This is a genomic window from Paraburkholderia kirstenboschensis (genome assembly GCF_032806925.1).
GTDB lineage: Bacteria > Pseudomonadota > Gammaproteobacteria > Burkholderiales > Burkholderiaceae > Paraburkholderia > Paraburkholderia kirstenboschensis.
Genome location: NZ_CP136512.1, coordinates 272,208 through 294,292, shown reverse-complemented (window position 1 = coordinate 294,292; position 22,085 = coordinate 272,208). Strand labels below are relative to the sequence as shown.

The following is a 22,085-nucleotide window of genomic DNA, read 5'->3' as shown; positions in this document are numbered from 1 at the left end:
GAAGCGTCCGGCGCGTAATCTCACAGGAGGTTGAAGTGAAAGTCGCTATTGTTCACGATTGGCTCGTGGTTTCGGGCGGCGCGGAGAAGGTTTTAAAGAGCATCATTGAATGCTTCCCGAAAGCGGACATCTTTTCGATTGTCGACTTTCTCGAAGACCGCGATTGTGTGAAGGGGAAACCTGTCAACACGTCGTTCATTCAGAAGATGCCGTTTGCGCGCAAACGCTATCGGGCATATCTGCCGTTGATGCCGATTGCGATCGAACAACTGGACCTGTCTGCCTACGACCTCGTTATTTCGAGTTCACACGCGGTGGCCAAGGGGGTGCTGACCGGCCCCAACCAGATCCATATCAGCTATGTGCATTCGCCGATTCGCTATGCGTGGGATCTGCAGCATCAGTACCTACGCGAATCGCACCTGAACAAAGGCGTCAAGTCCATCATGGCTCGCGCGCTGCTGCACTATATCCGCGGTTGGGATTCGCGCTCGGCGAACGGAGTGGACCATCTGCTCGCGAATTCGCACTTCATTGCGCGAAGAATCAGAAAGGCGTATCAACGGGACGCTACGGTTATCTATCCGCCGGTCGATCTCGAGAACATGGTCATGTGCACGCAGAAAGAGAACTTCTACGTGACCGCCTCGCGCATGGTGCCGTATAAGCGCATAGACCTGATCGTGCGGGCTTTCTCGCAGACGCCGGAGCGCAAGCTTGTGGTGATCGGCGACGGCCCGGAAATGAAGCGCATAAAGGCGGTTGCGGGCCCCAACGTGACGATACTCGGCCACCAGCCTCTGGAAGTGCTGGTCGATCATCTGCGGCGCGCCCGCGCATTTGTGTTTGCCGCGGAAGAGGATTTCGGCATCTCTGTGGTCGAGGCGCAGGCATGTGGCACGCCAGTGATCGCGTTCGGCAGGGGAGGTGCGCTGGAATCGGTTGTAGGCTTGCCACTCGAGCAGCCAACCGGTGTGTTCTTCGGTGAGCAAACGGCTGAGTCTTTGCTGGAAGCGGTAACACGGTTTGAGCGCAACGCTACGTTATTCGATCCGCTCAATTGCCGCCGGAATGCCGAACGGTTCTCGACCGAGAACTTCAAGACCGCATTGACGGATTTCATCGACGCACGGCTTCTGCGCAGCTCAATCGAACAGCTCCGCCCGTACCTCGTGCGCGAGCGGGCTGTCGACGAACGTCACCTGGCGAGCGTGCCTTCGTAAGATTGAAGGCGGTATTTGACGCGGCCGGCGAGAGCCAGGATCGAGTGAGCATGGCTGTGTATTTGCGGCGAACGCGCTTCAATGAGCCGCTGAAGCGGCGCCTGGTGTCCATAGGCGAGCGCGCAGACGAATAGAAGGCTCGCGGCCGACCACGTGGGCCGAGCGCGTTCGGACTGCTCGGAAAGAGCCCTTCGCAGGAAAATCAGGCCTACGAGCGCGCCGAGAATCCAGCCAGCAATCACCTCCGGCCAGGTATGCGAAAGGTCCATCAAGCGCGATATGCCCGTTAGCGCGCCGATTCCCATTCCAGCCACGATGCCGAGCGACGGCGGCAGACGCCACCACTGCAGCTGCAGTGCGAGCGCGACCATCCACACGCATGTCGACAGCATGGCGTGGCCGCTAATCACGCGGAAATCGGAAGCGGGAAAAGAGATGCCCCAGCCGGCATAGAAGATCTTGCTCGCGCCGACAATGGCGATGCCCGCAGATAGCATTACGATCCACCGGCAGGCGAGCTTAACGTTAAAAACAGCGATCCAGCAGGCGCAGACAGCGGCCACGGGTAAAGTGACGGCGGCATCGCCTATGTTGGTGAATACAGTCCACATAGGGTTCTCGTTCTTGTTGGGTTTCGCTGCAGCGGAAACTGACTTTTCCGCTGCAGCGTAGCAGGCGTGGCTAATTTCAGACGCGCGAGCGGACCAGCGATTTACGCCGATTGAATTCCGCAGTGATCGCATTGGCGGATTGAGACGCCAGCAGCAGCGAGATGACGAGCGAGAGTATCAGAACATTCGAAGGCGACACGAGGCGATGCTCTGTCGCCGCCATGACCAGCAGGCACACGGACGAGATTTCAACGAATCGGAACGCCGAAAAGTTCTGTCCGCCTCCAACTAGCGCACTCGCGGCCGCTCCATCTTTGCTCCACTCAACGAGCCTCCAGAAGAAGCTCGCCGTGAGGAACAGGCCCACCACACCCGTTTCGGCGAGCGCATTCAGATAAGAGTTATGCGCATGGGAATCGCTGTGTTCGACCACGATGTCCGAAGGTGCACCGAACAGGTGAAAGTATGACGTTACAGTGCCGATGTGATCGTCGAATGAACCAAAGCCCAGGCCCACGATCGGGCTCTGCTCGAAATAGGCAAGGGCACGCGGCCACAGCCATTCATAGCGGATGTTGAGATTGGCGACCTTGGCATCCTGGTTGTGGATATTGAACGGGTAGCCCATGTAGTTGATGGTCCCGTCGGTGTGGAAAACCGCCATTGCAAGGGAGCCCGCAATCAGGCCGCCCATCAGCACAGCCAGTAGCCAGCGCTTACGGCCGAAATAGAGGTACGGCAGTACTGCCGCAGCGCCGAGCAGCGACCCGCGGCTGTAAGTGGAGAACAGCATTAGCGCGTTGGCTGCGATCAGCGCGAGCAGCAGTTTGCTGCGCTTTTGCAGATAGCAGCCAACACCCAGGCAGAACAGCATTGCGAAGAATCCGCCTGCTGCGTTACGCGCGATGAAGTAGCTGCCGAAGCTATTGTCCGGGTTCGTGAAAATGCTAAGTATGCCGGTTTCGACGACGTAGTACGCGTACGGCGGAATGTTGATCCCCACCGCGAAGATGAAGAACGTGCGAAGCACTTTATTCAGATCGAGCCGATGCACGTACAGGCAACCGGCAAAAATGGGCGCATACGAAATGAAGAAGTTGCCGTCGCGCCGGTAAAACTCGAATTCTGTAAACGATTTCGGATCGTAAAGCAGCGTGGACACCACGATAAAGGCGGTCAATGCCGTCAGCGGTGTAATAAAATCCGGATAGCGCCGGCCAAAAAAACGCCATGAGTACAGAATGATCGGCACAAAGCCGACCGCGCTAAGAGGCACAAGATTCGTGACCGTAAGAAACAACGCAAGTAGCGAAATGTAAGCCATTGCGACTCCCGAAAAACAAATGGCGCATAGCTTGCAATGACATGGCCATTACGTGCGAACACAACCTGGTTGGAGATGCGGCGCGCCGCAACGGGGCGACGAACCTGAACGGGATTGGGGTCCTGCGTCTGGATGAAGGAGCTACCCAAGTGCCCATCAAGGTACCACGTATAGGCACTGATTTCCACGCGGTGCCGTACAGACGGCCCCGATAACAATGGCCCTATATGCGTGGGCGCACACTAATGCCACCGGGCGGGCCAAAACCTCAACTGTTCGCGCCACGATTGCTGTGGTGCAGCGTGAGGTGTCTATGATTGATCACATCGAGTAATGCTTCAGTGGCATCTGCATTCTGGCGCCACGCCGATATGTATGCCGTTTGTTTCCGTGAGCAACCCGCTGCTGCCTGAGTGCGCAAGCGTGGACGCGCACGGACAAGAACCCGGTGTGCATCCTTGCTTTACGCGGACAGAACGGCTCGCGTAGCCCGTTGATGCCCACACCCCGTCATTGATCACATGTGAGGCCGGAAAGGTGCCGACGTATAGCGTATTTCGTCAGCGCTTATGCGATTAATCGCGACCCGGCTCGTATGTCTTGGAGCGATAAATGGATAAAGTTTTTGCAACCGCCGGCGAGACGGACATCGAAGCTCTAAACGAAGCATCGCAGGAATGTCCGCCGCTCGCGCAAGTCATTCTTGCAGGCGGATCCGGCACGCGTCTATGGCCTGTGTCGCGCGAGCAGTTCCCGAAGCAACTGATCGACGTGATTGGCGACAAGACCCTGTTGCAGGCCACGATGAACCGGATGGACGACTTCAATCCGCTCTGGAGCGTCGTGCCCGATCCGGTAATTGTGTGCGGTGCCGAACATTACTTCGCTACTTTTGAACAGGCTCGAGAAAGCGGCGTGAATGCCCGCATCGTCGTCGAGCCCGGCCGCCGGGACACGGCGCCCGCCCTGACTCTTGCCGCGCTGGCGGCAGCATCCGAAGGCACTGACGTGATTCTCGTCGCGATGCCCGCGGACCATGCGATTGCGAATCTGAAGGCCCTCCATAAGGCAATCGAAATCGCGGCCCGCCATGCGGACGCGGGCGCGATTGCCACGCTCGGCGTTCCGCCTACCGGCCCGGACACGGGCTTTGGCTATATCCGCCTCGGCAGCGCACTGCCGGACGGCGCACATCGAATCGAACGTTTTGTCGAGAAGCCGGCGCCCGAGTTGGCCGCGCAGTATGTCGAGTCCGGCAATTACTGGTGGAACAGCGGCATGTTCGTAGTACGGGCATCCGTATGGCTCTCAGTAATCCGACAGTTCCAGCCGCAAATTCACGATGCATGCGTGCGGGCTTATGAAGGCGCCAAGGTCACCGACGGCTGTGTCGTTCCCGATGCAGAAGCGTTCTTGCAATCTCCGTCGGACTCGATTGACTACGCGGTCATGGAGCATCTGGGCAAGCCGGATTCGCCCTTCGCAGGCGTAGTCGTGCCGCTCGAGGCGGGTTGGTCGGATCTCGGCTCGTGGGACGCCGTGTGGCAGGCGATGGAAAAAGACGATTGCGGCAACGCATCGAGCGGACGTGTTCTCTTCGAAGGTGCGACGGCGACTTACGCTCGCTCACAAGGCGGGCGACTGCTGGCATGCGTCGGTACGAACGATCTGATCGTCGTCGAGACGGACGACGCTGTTTTAGTGGCTGACCGTTCGCACGTGCAGGACATCAAGGGACTCGTATCGCGTATCAAGGCGGAGAAGTCACCCGAAGCGGATGCGCACAGAAAGGTGCGTCGCCCCTGGGGCTTTTACGATCCGATCGATCATGGCGACCGTTTCCAGGTGAAACGAATTGTCGTGATGCCGGGCGCGCGCTTGTCGTTGCAGATGCATCATCATCGTGCGGAGCATTGGATCGTAGTGAGCGGTACCGCGCTCGTCACGCGCGGCGAAGAACAATTTCTGCTTGGCGAAAACGAGTCGACGTATATCCCGCTCGGTATTCGTCACCGCCTCGAGAATCCCGGTTGCGTCCCGCTTCAGATCATTGAAGTGCAGTCAGGAACCTATCTCGGCGAAGACGACATCGTTCGATTCGACGATAAGTATGGCCGTGCCGGTTAATCGGCCGTGGCGAACCAGAGCGCGTACGAGGGAACTGCTATGCGATTGATCACAGGTCTGATGGCCAGGCTGTTCGATGTGGCGATGATCCTCGGAGGCGCGGTTGCCGCGTCTCACATCCGCTTCGATGATTTCGCGCAACGGAACTTCTACCTGGCATTTGTCGCTTTCGCGGCGGCGTTTTCGCTCGCTGTGTTTCCGGCGTTGGGTGTCTATCAGTCATGGCGCGGCCGTTCGAAACGGGTTCTCGCCGGACAGGTGGCGCTTGGCTGGCTAGTCGTCCAGGCCTGCGCGCTTGCGTTGATGTTCTCCTTGCACCGCATCGATTTCGTCTCCCGGTTATGGTTCGTGTATTGGACCGGCATCGCTGGCGGCGGGATGATAGCGGGCCGCATGGTGACCCACGTTCTTCTCGGACGAGTGCGCAACGCGGGGTTGAATCTTCAGAAGGTAGCCGTCGCCGCGTGCGGCGAACACTGCGACGAAATCTTGCGCAAGATGGAGATGGAGCCCGCCGCGGGCTTTCGTGCTAACGCTGTATACAACCTGCGTCCGGACAAGGAAACCACGATGTCCGTGCCCGTGTTCGAGCAGCGCGCCGCCTTCGCGAAATACGTGCGCGAACAGCAGGTGGACGAAGTGTGGCTCGCGCTGCCTTTGTCGGAAGAGCGCGCGATTCTGGAACTGGTCGATGAATTCCGCAACGATCTGATCAATGTGCGCTTCATGCCGGACGTACGGGCGCTTGCCCTTTTCGATGGAAGCGTGACCGAGTTGCTGGGCTTTCCAACCATCAACTTGGCCGCCTCGCCGTTGCCGCCAAATGCACTGGTGAAGAAAGAACTGTTCGATCGAATCTTCGCACTGATTGCATTGATTGCTGTCTCGCCGATTCTTCTCGCGTGTGCGATAGCGGTGAAGCTCAGCTCGCCCGGTCCAGTGTTCTTCAAGCAGTGCCGAAAGGGCGCGGACGGCCGCGTCTTCATGATCTACAAGTTCCGGAGCATGCGCCTGCACGCAAAGAAGGAAGGGGTTCTCGAGCAGGCTACGCGCGGCGACCCGCGCATCACGAGAGTCGGACGGTTCTTGCGGCGTACGAGCCTCGACGAGTTGCCGCAGTTCTTTAACGTGCTGCGCGGCGACATGTCCGTCGTGGGGCCGAGGCCGCACGCGCTCGAGCACGACGACCTTTATCAGCACATCGTATCGGGCTATATTCACCGCTATCGGATCAAGCCCGGTATTACCGGGTGGGCACAAATCAATGGCTTTCGTGGGGAGACGGACCGCATCGAGAAGATGGAGGGCCGCGTAGCGCACGATTTGTACTACCTTCGAAACTGGTCGTTCGCGCTCGACGTCAAAATAATTTTCGCGACTGTATTCAAGGGGCTGCATCATCCCAACGCTTACTAATCCGTTCGTTGGATCGAGGCCCCAGTAATGCAGTACAGGACGTGCCGCGCTCAAGCATAATCAGGAAGGGGAGGGGACTATGAAACTATTCGACGTTGAGAGAGTGGCCAGACGTTCGATCAAGAGGGTTGGGCGATACGCATTCCACCGGGTGCATGGCGTGCAGGCGAAACACGTCCTGCGGCAACTGGAGAAGAAATACGGGCCAGCGGACCCGGCGAATCTCAAGCTAGCCGACACCTACGCACTCGACGTATTCGGCGATTCGATCTACGCGCCCTGGCTTCGCGTGTACGCTGCGTTCAGCGGTACCTTCAAGGAAGGCTGGATACCCGATAATTACTACGGCGGTGTAGTCGTGCCCAATATGAAAGGCGGCTACGGCAGGATCTCGAACTTGAAACCCATGTCGCGGGTTATCTTCGGCGGTGACGCGTTTCCCGACATTGCCTACTTCGCCAATGGCCTGTTCTTTACGGACCGCAACGTGGTGGTTCCTGAGCACGAACTCGAGCACTCGGTGTTCCGCGATTGCGATAAGGTCGTCTTCAAACTGGACGGTTCGGGGCAAGGAAAAGGCATTCATTTCTTCGACCGAAAATCGTTCGACTCCGATCTCATCAAATCGCTCGGCAACGGAGTCCTACAGAAGTTCATCGTTCAGCACCCATTGCTGAGCGCGTTCGCCCCCAACTCGGTCGCGACATTGCGCCTTACCACGGCGGTGGATGACCTTGGCCAGGCCTCGCTTCGCGCCGCGTTTTTGCGCGTGGGGAGGGCGAGTCATACACACATCACGGTGGATGACGAAGTTTGTGTGCCCGTGGACCTCGTCACTGGCGAATTCGCTCGTAAAGGCTTAATGAGCGACTGGGGCGCGACGGAAGAACACCCCGATTCCAAAGTCAGGTTCGCCGGCCTGAAGATGCCCGCGTTCAGCGATTGCACCGACACCGTTCTGCAACTTCATCGCAAGGTGCCGTTTGCGCGCTGCATTGGGTGGGACGTAACAGTCGACAGTGACGGTAAGGTGCAGGTGATGGAATGGAACGGCGAACACAACGATGTGAAGTTCAGTGAGGCGACGCAGGGCCCCTGCTTTCAGGACCTGAAGTGGGAACTGTTGAAGGGCAGCGCCTTATGACAGTATTCAGCGAGGAACGCGCGTGAGCGAACAATTGTGGTGCGTCCATATTGAAGGACCCGACGACTTCATTGCTATGGCTTCGCAAGAAGCGGCGCAGCGCGAAGCATCGGCTATCAATGCGTATGTGGAGCGCTCTGGGCAAGCCCAGAGCGCCGCGCGTGCACGCGCGGTCGCAATGGATTGGCCGTTCGCACCGGAGGGCCATGCCCGCGCGCTCGAAAGCGACTGGGAAGATTTGCAGCGCATGCCCCACCGTAAGCAGCAGGGCGGTCCGTCGCAGAACATATTGACGAATATCGCGCGACGCGTGAAGGAACTCATCGAAGTTGCGCGTGGCGCATGACTGAATGGCCACGCGGCCGCTCGAGTATTCAAACCCCCAGACGCTTCACAATTGCCGTCTTTACGACCGGCATGCCAATCTGCAAGAGCTTGCGGAAGCCTTCGTCGCGCCCGACCTTTTGCTCTACGTTATCTATCATCGCCTGCATTACGTTCGCCGGATAAAACTCCCGGAAAAGACTGTTTGCGCCGATTCTCTCGAAGACGTGATGCAGGAACGAGCCGCGCGGCGGTCCGATCCGCTTGAACAAACCCATCTTCACAACGCGATTGTTCCAGAGGTGCAGCGCGTACGAGTCGGCGCACAATGCCGCGCACTCGTTGAAATGCTGCGGAAGGAACACCTTGTAGTAATCGTCGAAATGTACCGGATAGAAGTCGCTTTCCGGCGCGCCCGCTTCTACGCCATATACGGACGTAAGCAGACGTGGACCTGTGTCGCCCCATTTTATGGAGGTGCCTTTCATCGCTTCTATTCGTTGTAGAAGCTCCAGCAGGCGCGAATCAGTCGGGTCGAGCCGCAGCAGAGCGGTGCATATGCTGGCGGCCGACTCTCGCCCGATTATGTTGCCTTCCAGGATTCGATCGAATGCGCGCAAAAGCAGCATGTCTGTGTCGACCCACACTTCGTCCGTTTTAGTGAACATGACGAAGCGAAAATAGTCGGTGAAATGCGCCATTGACGGAATACCGTTAATGGAAAACGCTGTTAACGCGTCGCGCGGCACAATTGCGCTTGCGTCCTTGGCAATCACGCCTTTGGGTAGATTCTCCACGTTGTCGTAGGTATAAAGCGCTACAGCATTGCCATAGGCGGTGAACGAACTTAGACAGGCCACCTCATAGGCCGAAAGCTGTGGGCCATGCCAAAACGACGCGAAACGTGCGCTGCTCATAGTCTATCCATTGGGAAATCTTCTTTGCGGTGGGAATCAGGCGAGGCCGAAAGCGCTCAGGCCACTTGGGGGCTGACGGGCAACGCGCCTTTGCCTGGAATGCTTAGTCCGATGATAACAATGCGCAAAACTTAGATATCAGGAAAGACCCTAATTGCAGGACAAATGTCGCGAAACGTTGAGTGCAGTGGCTGACGGCGCGACTTCGCCCGGTCGGCGGACAGGAGAGGCGCGGCAGGGCGACGCGCCGTTGCCGCGCCGCCGTTGGCTGCTTTAGTGCAAGTCGGTTCGCCCGCCGGATGAAACGACATTGCCGGAGCTGTCCAGGATTGCGACAGGCTCGTTTCGCGTGGCCGGGGGCTCGTCGATCGCGAGCGGGCTTGTTACGGTCGTGCGTCCAGCCGATGCAATGCCGATCGAAGCAGCGCTGCCGAAAAACGAAAACAGAGTGGACAGGTAGTCTCGTACGCTGTCCTGGAGCACACCCGCAAGCTCGTTATGCGTATCCACGGCGATGTCTTCCACATGCCCCCAATACGCGCAGGTTTTCTTCATTGCGGCGGGAACTTGCTGGAACTGCAGGTCGATTACCTGATCCAGCGACACCGAAGAAAGTGCGGCATTCACGAGCGCCTGTTGCTCGGACAAGGACGTCTTGACGGTCTGCACGTTCAGTTCGACGACTTTCTCAATGCCAGCAACTGCTTTCGTTACGATCTCGTAGGCAGCAATTGCATTGCCTTCTTGACGAACTTCGGGCTGATTCAATACAACAGCGTTCATAAGGGTGCTCCGTATCAGTGCGGGTGGGAGGGAATGCGCGACAACGCGCAGTGTCAAGCAACGGCTATTCCTCGCCATGCAAGGGATCGAACGCATGTCGGCAATGCGCCAGTGGCGCGGCTACCAGCGACCGAAAAATCTATTGGCTGGCACCGGCAGGCGCGTCGCTCGCCGCGGTGGCGGGCGCGGACACGGCGGGGCCGCTCTGCGCGGCTCCACTCAATCCGGCCGCGCCGCTCGCCTGATCTGTCGACGAAGTACCGGAGCGGTTGCAACCGGCCAACGCCACGGTCAGCGCGACTGCACACGCGGTGACGCACAAAGCCGAAATTTTCATGGTCGTGAAATAACGTCTGTTGAAGCAACACAGGGAGCGCGCCGCACCGCGATGAGGCAGCAATGTGTATGCCTTGCGCGCAGTACGCGTCGTTTCGAGCAGCGCGACGAGCAATTCCAGGTTTGTAGCGGTTATGCTGGAACCCACTCACCTAGACGAGAAATGGAACCTTGCCATGACCGAGCCCGATCTCTCCAACGTGTACCGAAGCTACATTGCCTGCCTTAACAGCCAGGAGTGGACCAGGTTGACGCAATTCGTCCATGACGACGTTTACTACAACGATCAGCGGATCGGATTGTCAGGCTATCGCACGATGCTGGAGAGGGATTTTGCCGAGATTCCAGATCTTCATTTCGACATTGAACTGATGGTTACCGACCCTGCGTATGTAGCAGCCCGGCTGCGCTTCAATTGCACACCGAAAGGAAGATTCCTCGGTCTCGACGTCAACGGCAGAACAGTGACTTTCACCGAAAATGTTTTCTACGAATTTCGCTTGGAAAGAATTGGGCAGGTGTGGTCCGTGATCGATAAGGCGGCTATCGAAGCCCAGTTGTAGCCCCACGCAAAGGCAGCAGGCGTTATGGATTGCTGCCCAGCGAAGTCGACGTTGTTTCGCTGCCAAGCGGGGTGTCAAGCGGGGTGCCAGGCTGCATGCCAAGAGCCTGAAACAGCGCAGCAGTATCGGTGAAGCGGTTTGCTTGAGCCCGCGTTTGATCGAGTGCGGTTTGCAACATCTGACGTTGAGCGTCGAGAAGAGCAAATTGACTGATTCCGCCTGCCGCATATTGCTGAGCTGCAACCCCAAGGCTCGTTTGGGCCTCCTGTGCGGCGTCGGTGCGCGCCTGAAGTTCTTGTGCGTCGTTTTGCATTGCCGTCAGCGAGTCGGCGACCTGTTGCAATGCTTCCAGCACGGTTCGCCGATAGTTCGCAAACGCGGCGTCATATACAGCCTGCGCCGCGCGTTTCTTCGCGTGCAGTTCGCCGCCGTGAAAAATGGGCTGGGTCAGATTCAGGCCTATATTCCAGACGTTCAGCCCATTCACAATGTCGCCAATGCGCGTGCGTTCCGAGCCGATTCCCGCCGACAACACGAATTGCGGGTACAGGTTCGCCGTGGCGACGCCGACATTTGCGCTGGCCTGATGCAGCAAAGCTTCCGACGCCTTGATGTCCGGCCGCGCACGAGCAAGGGTGGACGGCAAAGCAACTGGAATATCGACAGGCAAGTGCAGCGCGTCGAAAGTAGGTTGATCGAAATCCGCTTCAGATGGCGCTCTCCCGAGCAGAATCGCCAACTGATGGTCGGCTGCGGCTAACTGTGTTGCCAGCGGCGGCAACGAGGCGCGAGTTTGTGCAAGCAACGTGCGCTGGCTGCGCACGTCGAGTTGCGACACACCGCCGGCAGCCAAACGCGCTTCCATGATCGACAGTTGATGTGCCTGCGCGTCGGCAAGGCGCTGCGTGAGCGCCATTTGTTGTTGCAGCGACGCGCGGCGCACGGCGATAGACACTACGTTTCCCGCAATGGCGAGCCGTGCGGCGTCGAGCTCATACGATTCGTAGTCGACTTGCGCCATGCTTGCTTCAAGCGCGCGCCGATTGCCGCCGAAGATATCGAAGACATATGAAACGCTGACCGATGCGCTAAATAAAGAAAACGGTCCGGGGTTCTCGACGTGCGGAATACCGAATGCAGCGGGGTCGACCTTTTGCCTTGCACCGGAAACAGTCGCGTCGATGCCCGGGAATTGCGCGGCACCGGCGAGTGCCGTGTAATTTTCACGCGCTTCGATCAGCTTGGCGCGCGCTTGCGCGAGCGTCGGACTTCCGCGCAACGCTTCGTCCACGAGACGGTTCAGTGCGTCGGACTGGAATTGACGCCACCACATGGGCGCCGGCCCCGGCGTCAGGCTGAACGTTTGCGCGGCGCCCGCCGCTCCGCCGGATGCGACAGTACGCTCGGGCAATGCTTCGCGTGTATAGCTTTGCGTGCCCGGTGCCGCAGGTGCCTGAAAGTCCGGTCCCACGGTGCAGCCGCTCAAAGCCACTGCGCAGGCAACAAGAAGTGTTTTCATGGACGTTCTCCTAGTCGAGCGTGCGCCGGTAGAAGCGCACCGCAATCGCCATGACGATTGCGGTAAAAAGAGCCATGGGCCACACCGATGGCCAGAGGTCCGCCCATCCGTCGCCCTTGAGCAAAATGCCGCGAATGAGCCGGTTGAAATACGTCAACGGCAACAGGTTGCCGATGAATCGAGCCCATTGCGGCATACCCGCAAACGGGAACATGAAACCGGACAGCAGAATATTCGGCAGAAAATAGAACACAGTAAGCTGCATGGCCTGCAACTGATTCTGTGCGAGCGACGACAGTGTGATTCCGACCGTCAGGTTCGCGGCAATGAAGAGCAGCGCGGCAAGGTAAATTGCCACCGGGTTGCCGACAAAAGGCACATGAAACACGAAGCGCGTCGCAAACAGAATGATCGACGCCTGGATCAGCCCGATGGCGACGTACGGCACGATCTTGCCGGTCATGACCTCGATCGGCAGAACCGGCGTGGCCAACAGGTTTTCCATGGTGCCGCGCTCACGTTCGCGGGTAACGGCAAGCCCTGTCATCATCACGAGTGTCATCGTCAGGATAACGCCCATGAGTCCGGGAACGACGTTGTACTGAGTAATACCTTCAGGGTTGTACAGGTTGTGAACCTGCACGCCAAATGCGCTTTGCCGGCCATTCAGATGCGCGAGCGGTCCTGTGATGTCCTTGTCGGCGACCGGTTGCACGAGTTTTGGCAGCGCGGCAACGGCGGTTTGCGTTGCAGTAGGGTCGGTCGCGTCGGCTTCGATCAGCAGCGAAGGGTGCTCGCCCCGCAGCAGCTTTCTCGAGAAGTCGACAGGTATGTTCAGCACGAATTGCACGCGGCCCCTCGCGAGCGCGCGGCGCCCGGCTTCTTCATTTGGCAGCGTTTCGACGATGTCGAAATAAGCCGAGTTGGTCATTGCCGCAATGAAGCTGCGCGAGAACTCGCTCTGATCGTGCGCGATGACGGCAGTGGGCAAATGCTTCGGGTCGGTGTTGATTGCGAAACCGAATAGCGCGAGCTGAACGATGGGCACACCCACGATCATCGCGAATGTGACGCGATCGCGCCGCAATTGAAGAAACTCTTTCAGCACCACACTCCACCAGCGCGCCAACGAAAAAACAGTACCTGTGCTCACGTTTGCGCTCCGAAGTTGTCTTTCGAATGACTCATCAGATAGATGAACACGTCTTCAAGCCCTGTCTCTATCGGCTCCATGCGCAGCGTCGTGCCAGCGGTGGCCTGCCTGATGGCGCGCTCGAGCGCCGCGTGATCGCGCCCGCTCGCATGCAGTGCGGCGCCGAATACGACTGTCTGATCGACGCCGGGCGTTGCACGCAGCTTCTCTGACAGTTCGCTCAGGTGTTCGCCTTGAATCGACCACGTCGCGAGATCCTGCGACTCGATTACCTCTCTCGACGTGCCCTGCGCGAGCAGCCTTCCATAGGCGATATAGGCGAGCTTGTGGCAGCGCTCGGCTTCATCCATGTAATGCGTACTGACGAGTACCGATATGCCGCGCGCCGCGAGGCGGTGCAGTTCTTCCCAGAAGTCGCGGCGCGCAGTGGGGTCGACGCCCGCAGTCGGTTCGTCGAGCAGCAGCAATCTGGGTTCGTGCAGCATGCATGCCGCGAGCGCAAGACGTTGCTTCCAACCTCCCGAAAGCGACCCTGTCATCTGGTTCGCGCGGCTTTGCAGTCCGAGTGCTTCAAGCGATTTGTCGACCGTTTCGCGCCGGTTGCGCATCTGGTAAATGCGTGCAACGAAGTCGAGGTTCTCCCGAATGGTCAGATCTTCCCAGTACGAGAACCGTTGGGTCATATAACCGACATTGCGCTTGATCTGCGCACTGTCACGACGGATGTCGTAGCCGAGGCATGTGCCGGTGCCCGAGTCCGGCGTGAGCAGTCCGCACATCAAGCGGATGCACGTGGTCTTGCCGCTGCCGTTCGGTCCGAGGAAACCGAAAATTTCACCACGCGCCACCTGTAATGAAACATTGTTGACGACGTGCTTGTCGCCGAAATGTTTGTTCAGTTCGTGCACGTCGATGGCGTATTCGCCGGAATCAGTGCTCATTTGAGCACCACCGTCACCGGCTGGCCGGGATGAAGTTTTGCTGCATCCGCAACGGACGGGTGCGCCTCGATCATGAAAACGAGCTTTGCGCGGCTTTCGTTGCTATAGATGACTGGCGGCGTGTACTCCGCGTTGTTCGAAACGTAGGTGATTTTCGCCGGCACATCCGCTGCGCAGCCGTCGCAATGCATCATTACCTCGCGACCTGGCGCGAGTGCGCCGACCAATGTCTCGGGCACGAAAAAGCGTACCTTGATGTTCTGCGGCGGCAGCATTTGTACGACTGGGCTGCCCGCCGGCACCCATTCGCCGTTGCGATAGAGCGTGTCGTAGATCAGTCCGTCGGCGGGCGCACTCACGCGCTTCTGATCCAGCTTCCACTGCGCCTGCTCGACCACGGCTTCGGCCGCTGCGACCTGCGCATGCTGCGCGCTGTTCTGTTGCGAGCGGCCGGGCAAACGCGCCACTTCCACTTGACTCGTGAGTTCACGCACTTGCGCCGAAGTGGCGTCCGCATTAGCACGCGAATCGTCGAGTTGAGCTTTCGAAATACCGCCTGCGCTGTACTGCGCTTCGTCGCGCGTGAGTTGCAGCGCCGCTTTGCGCGCGTTGGCAGCAGCCTGGGCGAGCTGTGCGCGATTGACGTTGACTTCCGGCACGCGCTTGCCGGTCTGGATGTCAGCGAGCTGCGAGCGCGCAGCCGCGAGTTGCTTCTGCGCCTGCTGAAGTGCGGCCGTTTCGTCGACGACGTCCAGAGCGAAAAGCGGCGTGTCTGCGTTGACGGTTTGTCCACGCGTTACCTGCAATTGCGTGAGCTTGCCCGCCTGCGACGAACCCAGGTAGACGTACTCACCTTCCACATAGCCCTGGTATGCGTTCTCGTCGCGATACGAGCAGCCCACGAGCAGGACGCCGATGAGCAACGCCCATGCGGGGTGCCTGATTGATGTGATGAAGTTCTTCATTGATCTCGTTCCACTCTACGTGCCGCGGTCGCGGCGCGTGTTCAACATGCATTCCATTTCCATCGTCGGGAAGTCCATCGCCGCGAAGTGCCATTCGTGATGCTTTTCCTGAATGTCCAATCCGCCAGGATGCAGTAGAATTAATGCTATGTGAATTTGAATTCAAATTCAAACTATTTTGCAGCAGGACTTTCCCCATGCCGACAAAACCAGTGACGACCGCCAGGCACATCGATCCTAAACAAAAGGCTAGAAAAGCGCAGGGAGTACCACATGCCAAAGCGACGAAACAAGCGGACCAGGCAGTACAGCCCGACGCCAAGCCTCGCACGAAGCGATTGAAAGAACCGGAGACACCGCAACGGTCCAAAGTAGTGAAGCGCGTGAGCCGGCCTGACGGAGCGGCGACGCGCCAGCATCTGCTCGATATTGCGGGGCAGGTTTTCGCAGCGCGCGGTTTCGCCGATGCCACCAGCAAGGAAATATGCGAGCGAGCGGGCACGCCGATGGCGTCCGTCAACTATCACTTCGGTAGTCGCGAGGCGCTATACGAGGCGGCACTCGTGGAGGCGCATCGTCAGGTGGTAAGCCTCGATGAATTGACCGCGCTGACAGGAGGGGCGGGCGAGCCTCGCGACAAGTTGCGCGCGGTGATCTCGCGATTCGTCGGCCTGTCCACCAGCACGAGCGCGCCTTGGGGCTTCATGCTGATGTTGCGCGAGGTGCTGTCTCCGTCGCCCGCAATTCCGGCGCTCATCGAAAAGGCTGTGCGGCCAAAAGCCGCTGTTCTGCTCGGTTTGATGGGGGAAGTATTGCAGTTGAATCCGCAGGAGCCGACTGTGCAGCGAGCGTTGATGTTTACCGTGCTGCCCTGCATCGCGCTGATGATTGCGCCGCGGCAGATGCAGGCAGCGTTGCTGCCCGCCGTTGCAAAAGATAAGAATGCACTCGTGGAAGACTTTGTCCACTTCGTCATGGCGGGACTGGATGCAGTCGCCGCCGCGCACCGGGCGCGCAAATAGCTCTATTGGTCGAACGCGATTGCGCGCCTGCGCAGTTCGCGCATCGCGCTGTCCAGATGAGCGCGTGCGCTTTCCTTGTCGCCGGCGCGCATCTGTTCATAAGTGCGCTGCGCTACGTCGTGCGGCACGGCTTTGAGTGGGCGATTGCTGCTCATGGCCTTTAGCTGAACTTGCGCCGCGCGCTCCAGGTAGTAGAGGTCGTCCCACGCTTCTGCAATGCTCTCTCCGGCTACCATTACGCCGTGATTCTTGAGGAACAGGATATCGGCATCGCCGATGGTCTCCGCAATGCGGTCGCCTTCCGAATCGTCGAGCGCGAGCCCATTGTAGTTCTCGTCGACTGCGGTGCGGCCATAGAACTTCAGTGCAGTCTGCCCGAGCCACAACAGCGGCGGACCTTCGAGCAGGCACAACGCCGTGGCATTGGGCATATGCGTGTGAAACGCGGCCTTCACGCGCGGCTTTAACCGATGCAAACGCGCGTGGATATAAAACGCGGTTGCTTCGGGCTTGCCTTGGCCGGCTACGACATGCCCGTCGAAATCGCAAACTAGCAGCCGTGAGGCGGTGATTTCGGAGAACGCATAACCATACGGGTTCACGAAGAACAGGTTGTCGTGCCCGGGCACCACAGCCGAGAAGTGATTGCAGATTCCCTCTTCAAAACCGTACTGCGCCGCCAGCTGGAAGCATGCCGCGAGTTCGATTCGTGCTTCGTTGACGGCGTCGGATTCGAGCCGCAACGTCGGCGACGGATTGGCCGCGCCAATGGATGAAAGCGTGTGCGCCATGGTCGTAGTTCCTGAAAGTCACCAGCCGAGCGAAGCGAAAAGCGCCGGCACCTGATCGAGTGTGGAGAGCGTTGCATCGGGCGTGTAGTCGGGCAGCAGCGTGCGGCCTGTCGCACGATCTATCCACACGCAGCGAAAACCCACGTCGCGCGCGGCCGCGTGATCGAGATGCGGACTCGCGCAGATATGCACGACTTCGTCGCGCGTCACGCCGAGTTGCTCGTGCGCATAATCGAACAGCCGTCGCGCGGGTTTGTAGGCGCCCGCCTGCTGAGCGGTGATGACGCGGTCGATATGGCCGCCGAGTTGTGCGACATTGCCGGCTATGACGTCGTCATCGGCATTCGACACGATGCACAGGCGGTAACCGTCTTGCTTCAGTCTGCGCAACGTATCGACTACTTCCGGAAACGGCGGCATGGCGGAGATGCGGTCGGTCAATGTGCGGACATCGCGTTCGTCGCCGGGCAGCCCGAGTTCCGTGAGTGCGAGATGAAGTCCAGCGCCTGCCACCTCGCGAAACGAGCGATGCGGCGGAGTCTGTTCGAGCGCATGCTCGTGCCGGTCGTACACTGCGATGAGTCTTGCGGGATCGACGTCGTGACCGTGCTTGGTTTCGAGAATTTCGCGCACGGCCGCCTTTAAGCCTTCGTCCCACTGGATCAGCGTGCCGTAGCAGTCGAACGTAAGCCAGCGCGGGCGCGCGGTGTTGTGCAGTGACATGGATGGACTCCGACGTGAGTGGATCTGTGAATGGCGTCAAGATTAGGCGCATTGACAGATATTTGAAAATTAAATTAATCTCTCGACGTCAGTCGCACCTTCAATAACGAAGCGAGCACATCATGCTTGATCTCGACCTGCTGAATACGCTCATCTGCGTCGTCGACGAAGGCAGTTTCACGCGCGCGGGCGAACGCGTGCATCGCACGCAATCCACGGTGAGCCAGCAGGTTCGGCGGCTCGAAGAACTCGTTGGGCGCACCTTGCTGATGCGTGACCGTACCGGCAATCAGGTGACGGCAACCGAGCACGGCGAACTGCTCGCGCAATACGCGCGGCGGCTGCTCGCGCTGGCGCAGGAAGCACAAGATGCGTTGACGAGCGACGTCGCGGTCACGCCGCTTCGCATCGGCGTACCGGAGGATTTCGACGCGCGCCGTATGTCGGCGATGTTGTCCGGCTTCGTCAAGACGAAACCAGGAGTGCGGCTCGAAACGGTGGCAGGCATGAGCGCCGAACTGCAACGCAGGCTCTCGGGCGGTGAGATTGAAATCGCGCTGGTTAAACGCGAACCGGCAAGCGGGGAGTGCCTGGCTTCGTGGCCGGAGTCGCTCGTATGGGTGCGAGGCGCGCATGCTCCAGCGCCGGAGGAGTCGTCAGACGAACCCATACCTCTCGCGCTATTTCCGCAAGGCTGTGTCTACCGGCAGCGCGCGATCCGGGGTCTCGACAAGGCGCATCGTCGCTGGCGAATCGCATTCGGAAGCCATAGCCTCACGGGTATTCAGGCAGCGGTTTCTTCGGGGCTGGGCATTTCCGTTCTGCCGACCACAGCGGTACTCCCCGAGCACCGCGTATGCAACGGCTTTCCGCCTTTGCCGCCCACTGAGCTCGCACTTGTCAGTTCCGGCGGCGTGCTCAACGTGCATCAGCGCGCGCTGGTCGACTTCCTGCTCGCGGAAATGGAGGTATAGAAGGGCCGGCCAAACAAAGAACCGGCCCGACTATGTCGACGCCTACGACAGGTGATGCACTTCCTGCAACCCGAACACAGGCGTTGGAATGCCTTCCATGCGAGCCTTCAGTTGCAGAGATAGATACTGCGAGTAATGCCGCGACTGGTGCAGGTTTCCGCCATGAAACCACAGCGCCTGCTGCTGCGTGGGCTTCCACATGTTGCGCTGTTCGCCTTCCCACGGACCTGGATCTTTCGTCGTATTCGAGCCGAGTCCCCACACCTTGCCGACCTTGTCGGCCACTTCGCGCGAGATGAGATCGGCTGCCCAGCCGTTCATCGAACCATAGCCTGTCGCATACACGATGAGGTCCGCTTCGAGTTCGCTGCCGTCGCTCAGCAGCACCGAATGCTCTTTCAGTTCCACCACGTCCACGCCGCTTTTGAGCTTGATCTTGCCGTCGGCGACGAGTTCGGACGCGCCGACGTCGATGTAATAACCTGAGCCGCGACGCAGATACTTCATGAACAGGCCCGAGTCGTCGTCGCCGAAATCGAGCATGAAGCCGCTCTCTTCGAGCCGCGCATAGAACGCCGCATCGCGTTCGCGAATTGCGTTGAAGACCGGAACCTGGAACTGGTGAAGAATCGCATACGGAATGGAGGCAAAAGTCAGGTCCGCCTTGGCGGTCGTCATGCCCGCCGCCACCGCGCGCTCCGAATAAAGATCGCCGAGCGCGAACTCCATCAGCGAATCCGATTTGACGATGTGCGTGGACGAGCGCTGCACCATGGTCACGTCGACGCCGGCTTCCCACAGTGCCGCGCAGATGTCGTGAGCCGAATTGTTTGCGCCGATCACGACGACCTTCTTGCCGTGATACGCGTCCGGACCGGGATGCTGCGACGAATGATGCTGCTCGCCCTTGAACACATCCATGCCCTTGAAGCTCGGGAAATTCGGCTTGCCCGACATGCCGGTGGCGAGCACGAGTTGCTTCGGCCGCAATGTGATGTCGCGCCCGTCCCGCTCGACTTCGACGATCCATTCGCCTTTTGCTTCGTCGTAGCCCGCGGATTTGCACACGGTCGAGCCCCAGTAGTTCAGCTCCATGACCTTCGTGTACATCTCGAGCCAGTCGCCGATTTTGTCCTTCGGCGTGAAAACCGGCCAGTTGTCGGGGAAAGGCAGGTAAGGCATATGGTCGTACCAGACCGGATCGTGCAGACAGAGCGTCTTGTAGCGCTTGCGCCATGCGTCGCCGGGCCTCTCGTTCTTATCGATGATGATGGTCGGCACGCCAAGCTGCCGCAGCCGCGCTCCGAGTCCGATGCCGCCTTGCCCCCCGCCGACGATCAGGCAATACGGTTCCTCCGACCTGCCGAGCGCGTCGAGCTCGGCCTCGCGCCGCTCCTTCCAGCTCGTGCGGTCGCGGCGTGCACCATGCTCGGCCCCCATGGGCCGCCTGGGGCCTTTGGGCTCTTCATGGCCTTTCAGTTCCGCCATGGTCGTAAGCAGTGTCCAGATGCGGCCGTCCTTCAGGCGAATAAAACCGCTGCCGTGCGCGACACCGGTTTCGAAAGTGATCCAGCCTTGCGCAATGCCGTCGGCTTGCGTCGCCGCTTCGTTCTCGGCAAGCCGTAGCTTCGACGGCTTGATCGCGTCCAGCTGCGCATTGAGCATCGCGGCGATCTGCTCGCGGCCTTCGAGCGTCTTGATGTTCCATGTGAACGCGACCAGATCGCGCCAATAACAATCGGGCTGAAACAGGTCGACGGCGGCCTGCGTGTCGCCGCGTTTCAGCGCGGCTTCAAGGCTTTCGAGCACCTGGGATATCGCTTGATTCGCTGTGTTCTCAGACATGGTTGCTCCTCCATTTGAATCGGATAGTCGGACTTCAGTGGCAACGCGGGTTCTACGCCCGCTACGGGAATCGGTGCAGCGCCGCTAGCACTTATGCGGCGGCAGGATGCGCAACTTCGCAATGCGCCGGTACAAAGTCGCGCGGGACATGCCGAGCGCTTGTGCGGCCAGTTCGGTGCGCCACTTCGCGTCGTTCATTGCATCGACGATGCGGCGGCGTTCGAGCGCGTCGCCATCGGCCAGGACCGGTGTAGCGTGCGGCGCGGCACTGTCAGCGCTACTGCTACTGCTGTTCTCACGCGGCGCGGCCGTCTTGCGTCGCGCGATGAGCGTGGAGGAGGGCTGGCGTACTCGTGCATAGAGCGGCGAGCCGGTGTCGTTCAGTCTGAGCGAGACGAGACCGCGGCCTGCCTTAGCATCGAACAGACGCTCGGTGGGAACGTCGAAAATCTCCGACACGTGACGCGGCAACTGGTTGAGCGCCGGCACGCATTCGCGCGCGCGGCGGTTTGCGGCGATGACGTGGCCGCAGGCGTCGATGGCAATGAGGATCTCGGGCTGCGCTTCGACGTAATGCCGGTTGCGATGCGCGAGCAGCACCCAGCAATCCGCTGCCGCGTTGAGGAAGCAGGCGTCCTCGATCAGGAGCGCGCTTTGCCGCACGATGTGGTTGACGAGCCGCTGGCTTTCGCGGTCGTCGGGGGAGCGCACGGCCGACGCATCGAGCACGCCGAGCAATTCGCCATGCAATCCGAAAATCGGCGATGCGCTGCATGTGAGGGTGGTGAAGGCCGCACGAAAATGATCGGTTCTATGTACGGTAATGGGCTCGGCGTCGAGCAGCACCGTCGCGACACCGCAGGTTCCTTCCTCGCTTTCGGACCAGCATGAGCCGAGATAAAGCCCGGCGCGCTTGAAGTCGTGCCGGCGGTCTTTATCGACGCGGTAGTCGATCGTCACGCCTTGTGCGTCGGTCAGCATCACGCAGTAGTCGGCTTCGCGCACCATCTCGTGCAGCCGCGACAGGCACTGGCCGGACGCGCGCAGAAACGATTCCTCGCGGTGCTGCACGTCGCGCAATTCCGGCACGGTCAGAATGCGCGGACCGGCGGTCGCGCCCGGATCCAGGTGATACTGCTCGAGCGAGCGTTTATACGACGACGCAAGCCGCTTCCCGTCGACGCCCGCACGCGTCGTCCGTCCTTCTATGACGTTGCATATGCGGTCGATATGTCTCGTTGACGGAACGTAGGGCATGACGAGCCTCCGGGCAAACTCAGCGCGAACTGGGTGCGGAGACATTCTGCGCCGCTACCCGGCGCGTGTCTCCGAAGCCTGAAACGTACGGTACGTTTGTAGCATGCGCGAATCGGCAGAGCACACT

General features: G+C 59.5%; 20 protein-coding genes. 8 read left to right on the top strand and 12 right to left on the bottom strand.

Annotated elements, in window-relative coordinates:
* The first annotated feature begins 35 nt into the window (after positions 1–35).
* Positions 36–1,223 carry a glycosyltransferase family 4 protein gene (locus RW095_RS09970; RefSeq protein ID WP_317018800.1) on the top strand — a complete coding sequence of 396 codons (1,188 nt, stop codon included), beginning with the start codon at positions 36–38 and terminating at the stop codon, positions 1,221–1,223.
* Here RW095_RS09970 and RW095_RS09965 read toward each other — a convergent pair.
* Positions 1,199–1,834, bottom strand: a complete 636-nt coding sequence (locus tag RW095_RS09965) for a phosphatase PAP2 family protein (RefSeq protein ID WP_317018799.1) — start codon at positions 1,832–1,834, stop codon at positions 1,199–1,201. The genes RW095_RS09970 and RW095_RS09965 overlap by 25 nt on opposite strands.
* Before the next feature lie 76 nt (positions 1,835–1,910).
* Complete coding sequence (locus RW095_RS09960) at positions 1,911–3,158, bottom strand: O-antigen ligase family protein (protein WP_317018798.1); 1,248 nt, start codon at positions 3,156–3,158, stop codon at positions 1,911–1,913.
* Positions 3,159–3,770: 612 nt separating this feature from the next.
* Between RW095_RS09960 and RW095_RS09955 the strand changes: the two genes are divergently transcribed.
* The 4 genes from RW095_RS09955 (at position 3,771) to RW095_RS09940 (ending at position 8,191) form a co-directional block, all read left to right on the top strand.
* Complete coding sequence (locus RW095_RS09955) at positions 3,771–5,285, top strand: mannose-1-phosphate guanylyltransferase/mannose-6-phosphate isomerase (protein ID WP_317018796.1); 1,515 nt, start codon at positions 3,771–3,773, stop codon at positions 5,283–5,285.
* 39 nt (positions 5,286–5,324) lie between these two features.
* Positions 5,325–6,701, top strand: coding sequence for an undecaprenyl-phosphate glucose phosphotransferase (locus RW095_RS09950; protein ID WP_128585001.1), 1,377 nt, complete (start codon positions 5,325–5,327; stop codon positions 6,699–6,701).
* A 79-nt stretch (positions 6,702–6,780) separates the two neighbouring features.
* Positions 6,781–7,845: a sugar-transfer associated ATP-grasp domain-containing protein gene (locus tag RW095_RS09945; RefSeq protein ID WP_317018794.1), complete on the top strand. Its 1,065-nt coding sequence runs from the start codon at positions 6,781–6,783 to the stop codon at positions 7,843–7,845.
* 22 nt (positions 7,846–7,867) lie between these two features.
* Positions 7,868–8,191: a hypothetical protein gene (locus RW095_RS09940; RefSeq protein ID WP_317018793.1), complete on the top strand. Its 324-nt coding sequence runs from the start codon at positions 7,868–7,870 to the stop codon at positions 8,189–8,191.
* Positions 8,192–8,219: 28 nt separating this feature from the next.
* Here RW095_RS09940 and RW095_RS09935 read toward each other — a convergent pair whose 3' ends face one another.
* Both RW095_RS09935 and RW095_RS09930 read right to left on the bottom strand, forming a co-directional pair.
* Positions 8,220–9,086 carry a hypothetical protein gene (locus RW095_RS09935; protein WP_317018791.1) on the bottom strand — a complete coding sequence of 289 codons (867 nt, stop codon included), beginning with the start codon at positions 9,084–9,086 and terminating at the stop codon, positions 8,220–8,222.
* Between the two features lie 273 nt (positions 9,087–9,359).
* Positions 9,360–9,869: a phasin family protein gene (locus RW095_RS09930; RefSeq protein WP_317018790.1), complete on the bottom strand. Its 510-nt coding sequence runs from the start codon at positions 9,867–9,869 to the stop codon at positions 9,360–9,362.
* 512 nt (positions 9,870–10,381) lie between these two features.
* Between RW095_RS09930 and RW095_RS09925 the strand changes: the two genes are divergently transcribed.
* Positions 10,382–10,768 (top strand): ester cyclase, encoded by a 387-nt coding sequence (locus RW095_RS09925; RefSeq protein ID WP_317018788.1) that lies wholly within the window; start codon positions 10,382–10,384, stop codon positions 10,766–10,768.
* A 22-nt stretch (positions 10,769–10,790) separates the two neighbouring features.
* Here RW095_RS09925 and RW095_RS09920 read toward each other — a convergent pair whose 3' ends face one another.
* The 4 genes from RW095_RS09920 to RW095_RS09905 are packed head-to-tail and all read right to left on the bottom strand — an operon-like array spanning position 10,791 to position 15,346.
* Positions 10,791–12,287, bottom strand: a complete 1,497-nt coding sequence (locus tag RW095_RS09920) for an efflux transporter outer membrane subunit (RefSeq protein WP_317018787.1) — start codon at positions 12,285–12,287, stop codon at positions 10,791–10,793.
* A 10-nt stretch (positions 12,288–12,297) separates the two neighbouring features.
* Entirely contained in the window at positions 12,298–13,440 is a 1,143-nt protein-coding gene (locus RW095_RS09915) for an ABC transporter permease (RefSeq protein ID WP_317018785.1), read from the bottom strand.
* Complete coding sequence (locus RW095_RS09910) at positions 13,437–14,381, bottom strand: ABC transporter ATP-binding protein (protein ID WP_317018784.1); 945 nt, start codon at positions 14,379–14,381, stop codon at positions 13,437–13,439. Before RW095_RS09910 ends, RW095_RS09915 begins: the two co-directional genes overlap by 4 nt.
* Positions 14,378–15,346: an HlyD family secretion protein gene (locus RW095_RS09905; RefSeq protein ID WP_317018783.1), complete on the bottom strand. Its 969-nt coding sequence runs from the start codon at positions 15,344–15,346 to the stop codon at positions 14,378–14,380. Before RW095_RS09905 ends, RW095_RS09910 begins: the two co-directional genes overlap by 4 nt.
* Positions 15,347–15,543: 197 nt before the next feature.
* On the opposite strand from RW095_RS09905, the gene RW095_RS09900 reads away from it, so the two are divergent.
* Complete coding sequence (locus tag RW095_RS09900) at positions 15,544–16,368, top strand: TetR/AcrR family transcriptional regulator (protein ID WP_394365143.1); 825 nt, start codon at positions 15,544–15,546, stop codon at positions 16,366–16,368.
* Positions 16,369–16,370: 2 nt separating this feature from the next.
* On the opposite strand, the gene RW095_RS09895 is transcribed toward RW095_RS09900, so the two are convergent.
* A complete protein-coding gene (locus tag RW095_RS09895; protein ID WP_317018780.1) occupies positions 16,371–17,159 on the bottom strand; it encodes an aldolase in 789 nt (262 codons plus the stop codon).
* 18 nt (positions 17,160–17,177) lie between these two features.
* Entirely contained in the window at positions 17,178–17,882 is a 705-nt protein-coding gene (locus tag RW095_RS09890) for a haloacid dehalogenase type II (RefSeq protein ID WP_317018779.1), read from the bottom strand.
* A gap of 122 nt (positions 17,883–18,004) precedes the next feature.
* Between RW095_RS09890 and RW095_RS09885 the strand changes: the two genes are divergently transcribed.
* Complete coding sequence (locus RW095_RS09885; RefSeq protein WP_317018777.1) at positions 18,005–18,856, top strand: LysR substrate-binding domain-containing protein; 852 nt, start codon at positions 18,005–18,007, stop codon at positions 18,854–18,856.
* Positions 18,857–18,898: 42 nt separating this feature from the next.
* Here RW095_RS09885 and RW095_RS09880 read toward each other — a convergent pair whose 3' ends face one another.
* Both RW095_RS09880 and RW095_RS09875 read right to left on the bottom strand, forming a co-directional pair.
* Entirely contained in the window at positions 18,899–20,701 is a 1,803-nt protein-coding gene (locus tag RW095_RS09880) for an NAD(P)/FAD-dependent oxidoreductase (protein ID WP_317018776.1), read from the bottom strand.
* 84 nt (positions 20,702–20,785) lie between these two features.
* The gene (locus RW095_RS09875; protein ID WP_317018774.1) at positions 20,786–21,958 is read right to left on the bottom strand and encodes a sigma-54-dependent Fis family transcriptional regulator; all 1,173 of its coding nucleotides are present in this window, start codon (positions 21,956–21,958) and stop codon (positions 20,786–20,788) included.
* Positions 21,959–22,085: the final 127 nt, after the last annotated feature.

Excerpts from the sequence above, each read along its gene's own strand:
- RW095_RS09965 (WP_317018799.1), bottom strand. The coding sequence starts at position 1,834 with ATGTGGACTGTATTCACCAACATAGGCGATGCCGCCGTCACTTTACCC.
- RW095_RS09960 (WP_317018798.1), bottom strand. The coding sequence starts at position 3,158 with ATGGCTTACATTTCGCTACTTGCGTTGTTTCTTACGGTCACGAATCTT.
- RW095_RS09955 (WP_317018796.1), top strand. The coding sequence starts at position 3,771 with ATGGATAAAGTTTTTGCAACCGCCGGCGAGACGGACATCGAAGCTCTA.
- RW095_RS09950 (WP_128585001.1), top strand. The coding sequence starts at position 5,325 with ATGCGATTGATCACAGGTCTGATGGCCAGGCTGTTCGATGTGGCGATG.
- RW095_RS09945 (WP_317018794.1), top strand. The coding sequence starts at position 6,781 with ATGAAACTATTCGACGTTGAGAGAGTGGCCAGACGTTCGATCAAGAGG.
- RW095_RS09935 (WP_317018791.1), bottom strand. The coding sequence starts at position 9,086 with ATGAGCAGCGCACGTTTCGCGTCGTTTTGGCATGGCCCACAGCTTTCG.
- RW095_RS09930 (WP_317018790.1), bottom strand. The coding sequence starts at position 9,869 with ATGAACGCTGTTGTATTGAATCAGCCCGAAGTTCGTCAAGAAGGCAAT.
- RW095_RS09925 (WP_317018788.1), top strand. The coding sequence starts at position 10,382 with ATGACCGAGCCCGATCTCTCCAACGTGTACCGAAGCTACATTGCCTGC.
- RW095_RS09920 (WP_317018787.1), bottom strand. The coding sequence starts at position 12,287 with ATGAAAACACTTCTTGTTGCCTGCGCAGTGGCTTTGAGCGGCTGCACC.
- RW095_RS09910 (WP_317018784.1), bottom strand. The coding sequence starts at position 14,381 with ATGAGCACTGATTCCGGCGAATACGCCATCGACGTGCACGAACTGAAC.
- RW095_RS09905 (WP_317018783.1), bottom strand. The coding sequence starts at position 15,346 with ATGAAGAACTTCATCACATCAATCAGGCACCCCGCATGGGCGTTGCTC.
- RW095_RS09900 (WP_394365143.1), top strand. The coding sequence starts at position 15,544 with ATGCCGACAAAACCAGTGACGACCGCCAGGCACATCGATCCTAAACAA.
- RW095_RS09895 (WP_317018780.1), bottom strand. The coding sequence starts at position 17,159 with ATGGCGCACACGCTTTCATCCATTGGCGCGGCCAATCCGTCGCCGACG.
- RW095_RS09890 (WP_317018779.1), bottom strand. The coding sequence starts at position 17,882 with ATGTCACTGCACAACACCGCGCGCCCGCGCTGGCTTACGTTCGACTGC.
- RW095_RS09885 (WP_317018777.1), top strand. The coding sequence starts at position 18,005 with ATGCTTGATCTCGACCTGCTGAATACGCTCATCTGCGTCGTCGACGAA.
- RW095_RS09880 (WP_317018776.1), bottom strand. The coding sequence starts at position 20,701 with ATGTCTGAGAACACAGCGAATCAAGCGATATCCCAGGTGCTCGAAAGC.
- RW095_RS09875 (WP_317018774.1), bottom strand. The coding sequence starts at position 21,958 with ATGCCCTACGTTCCGTCAACGAGACATATCGACCGCATATGCAACGTC.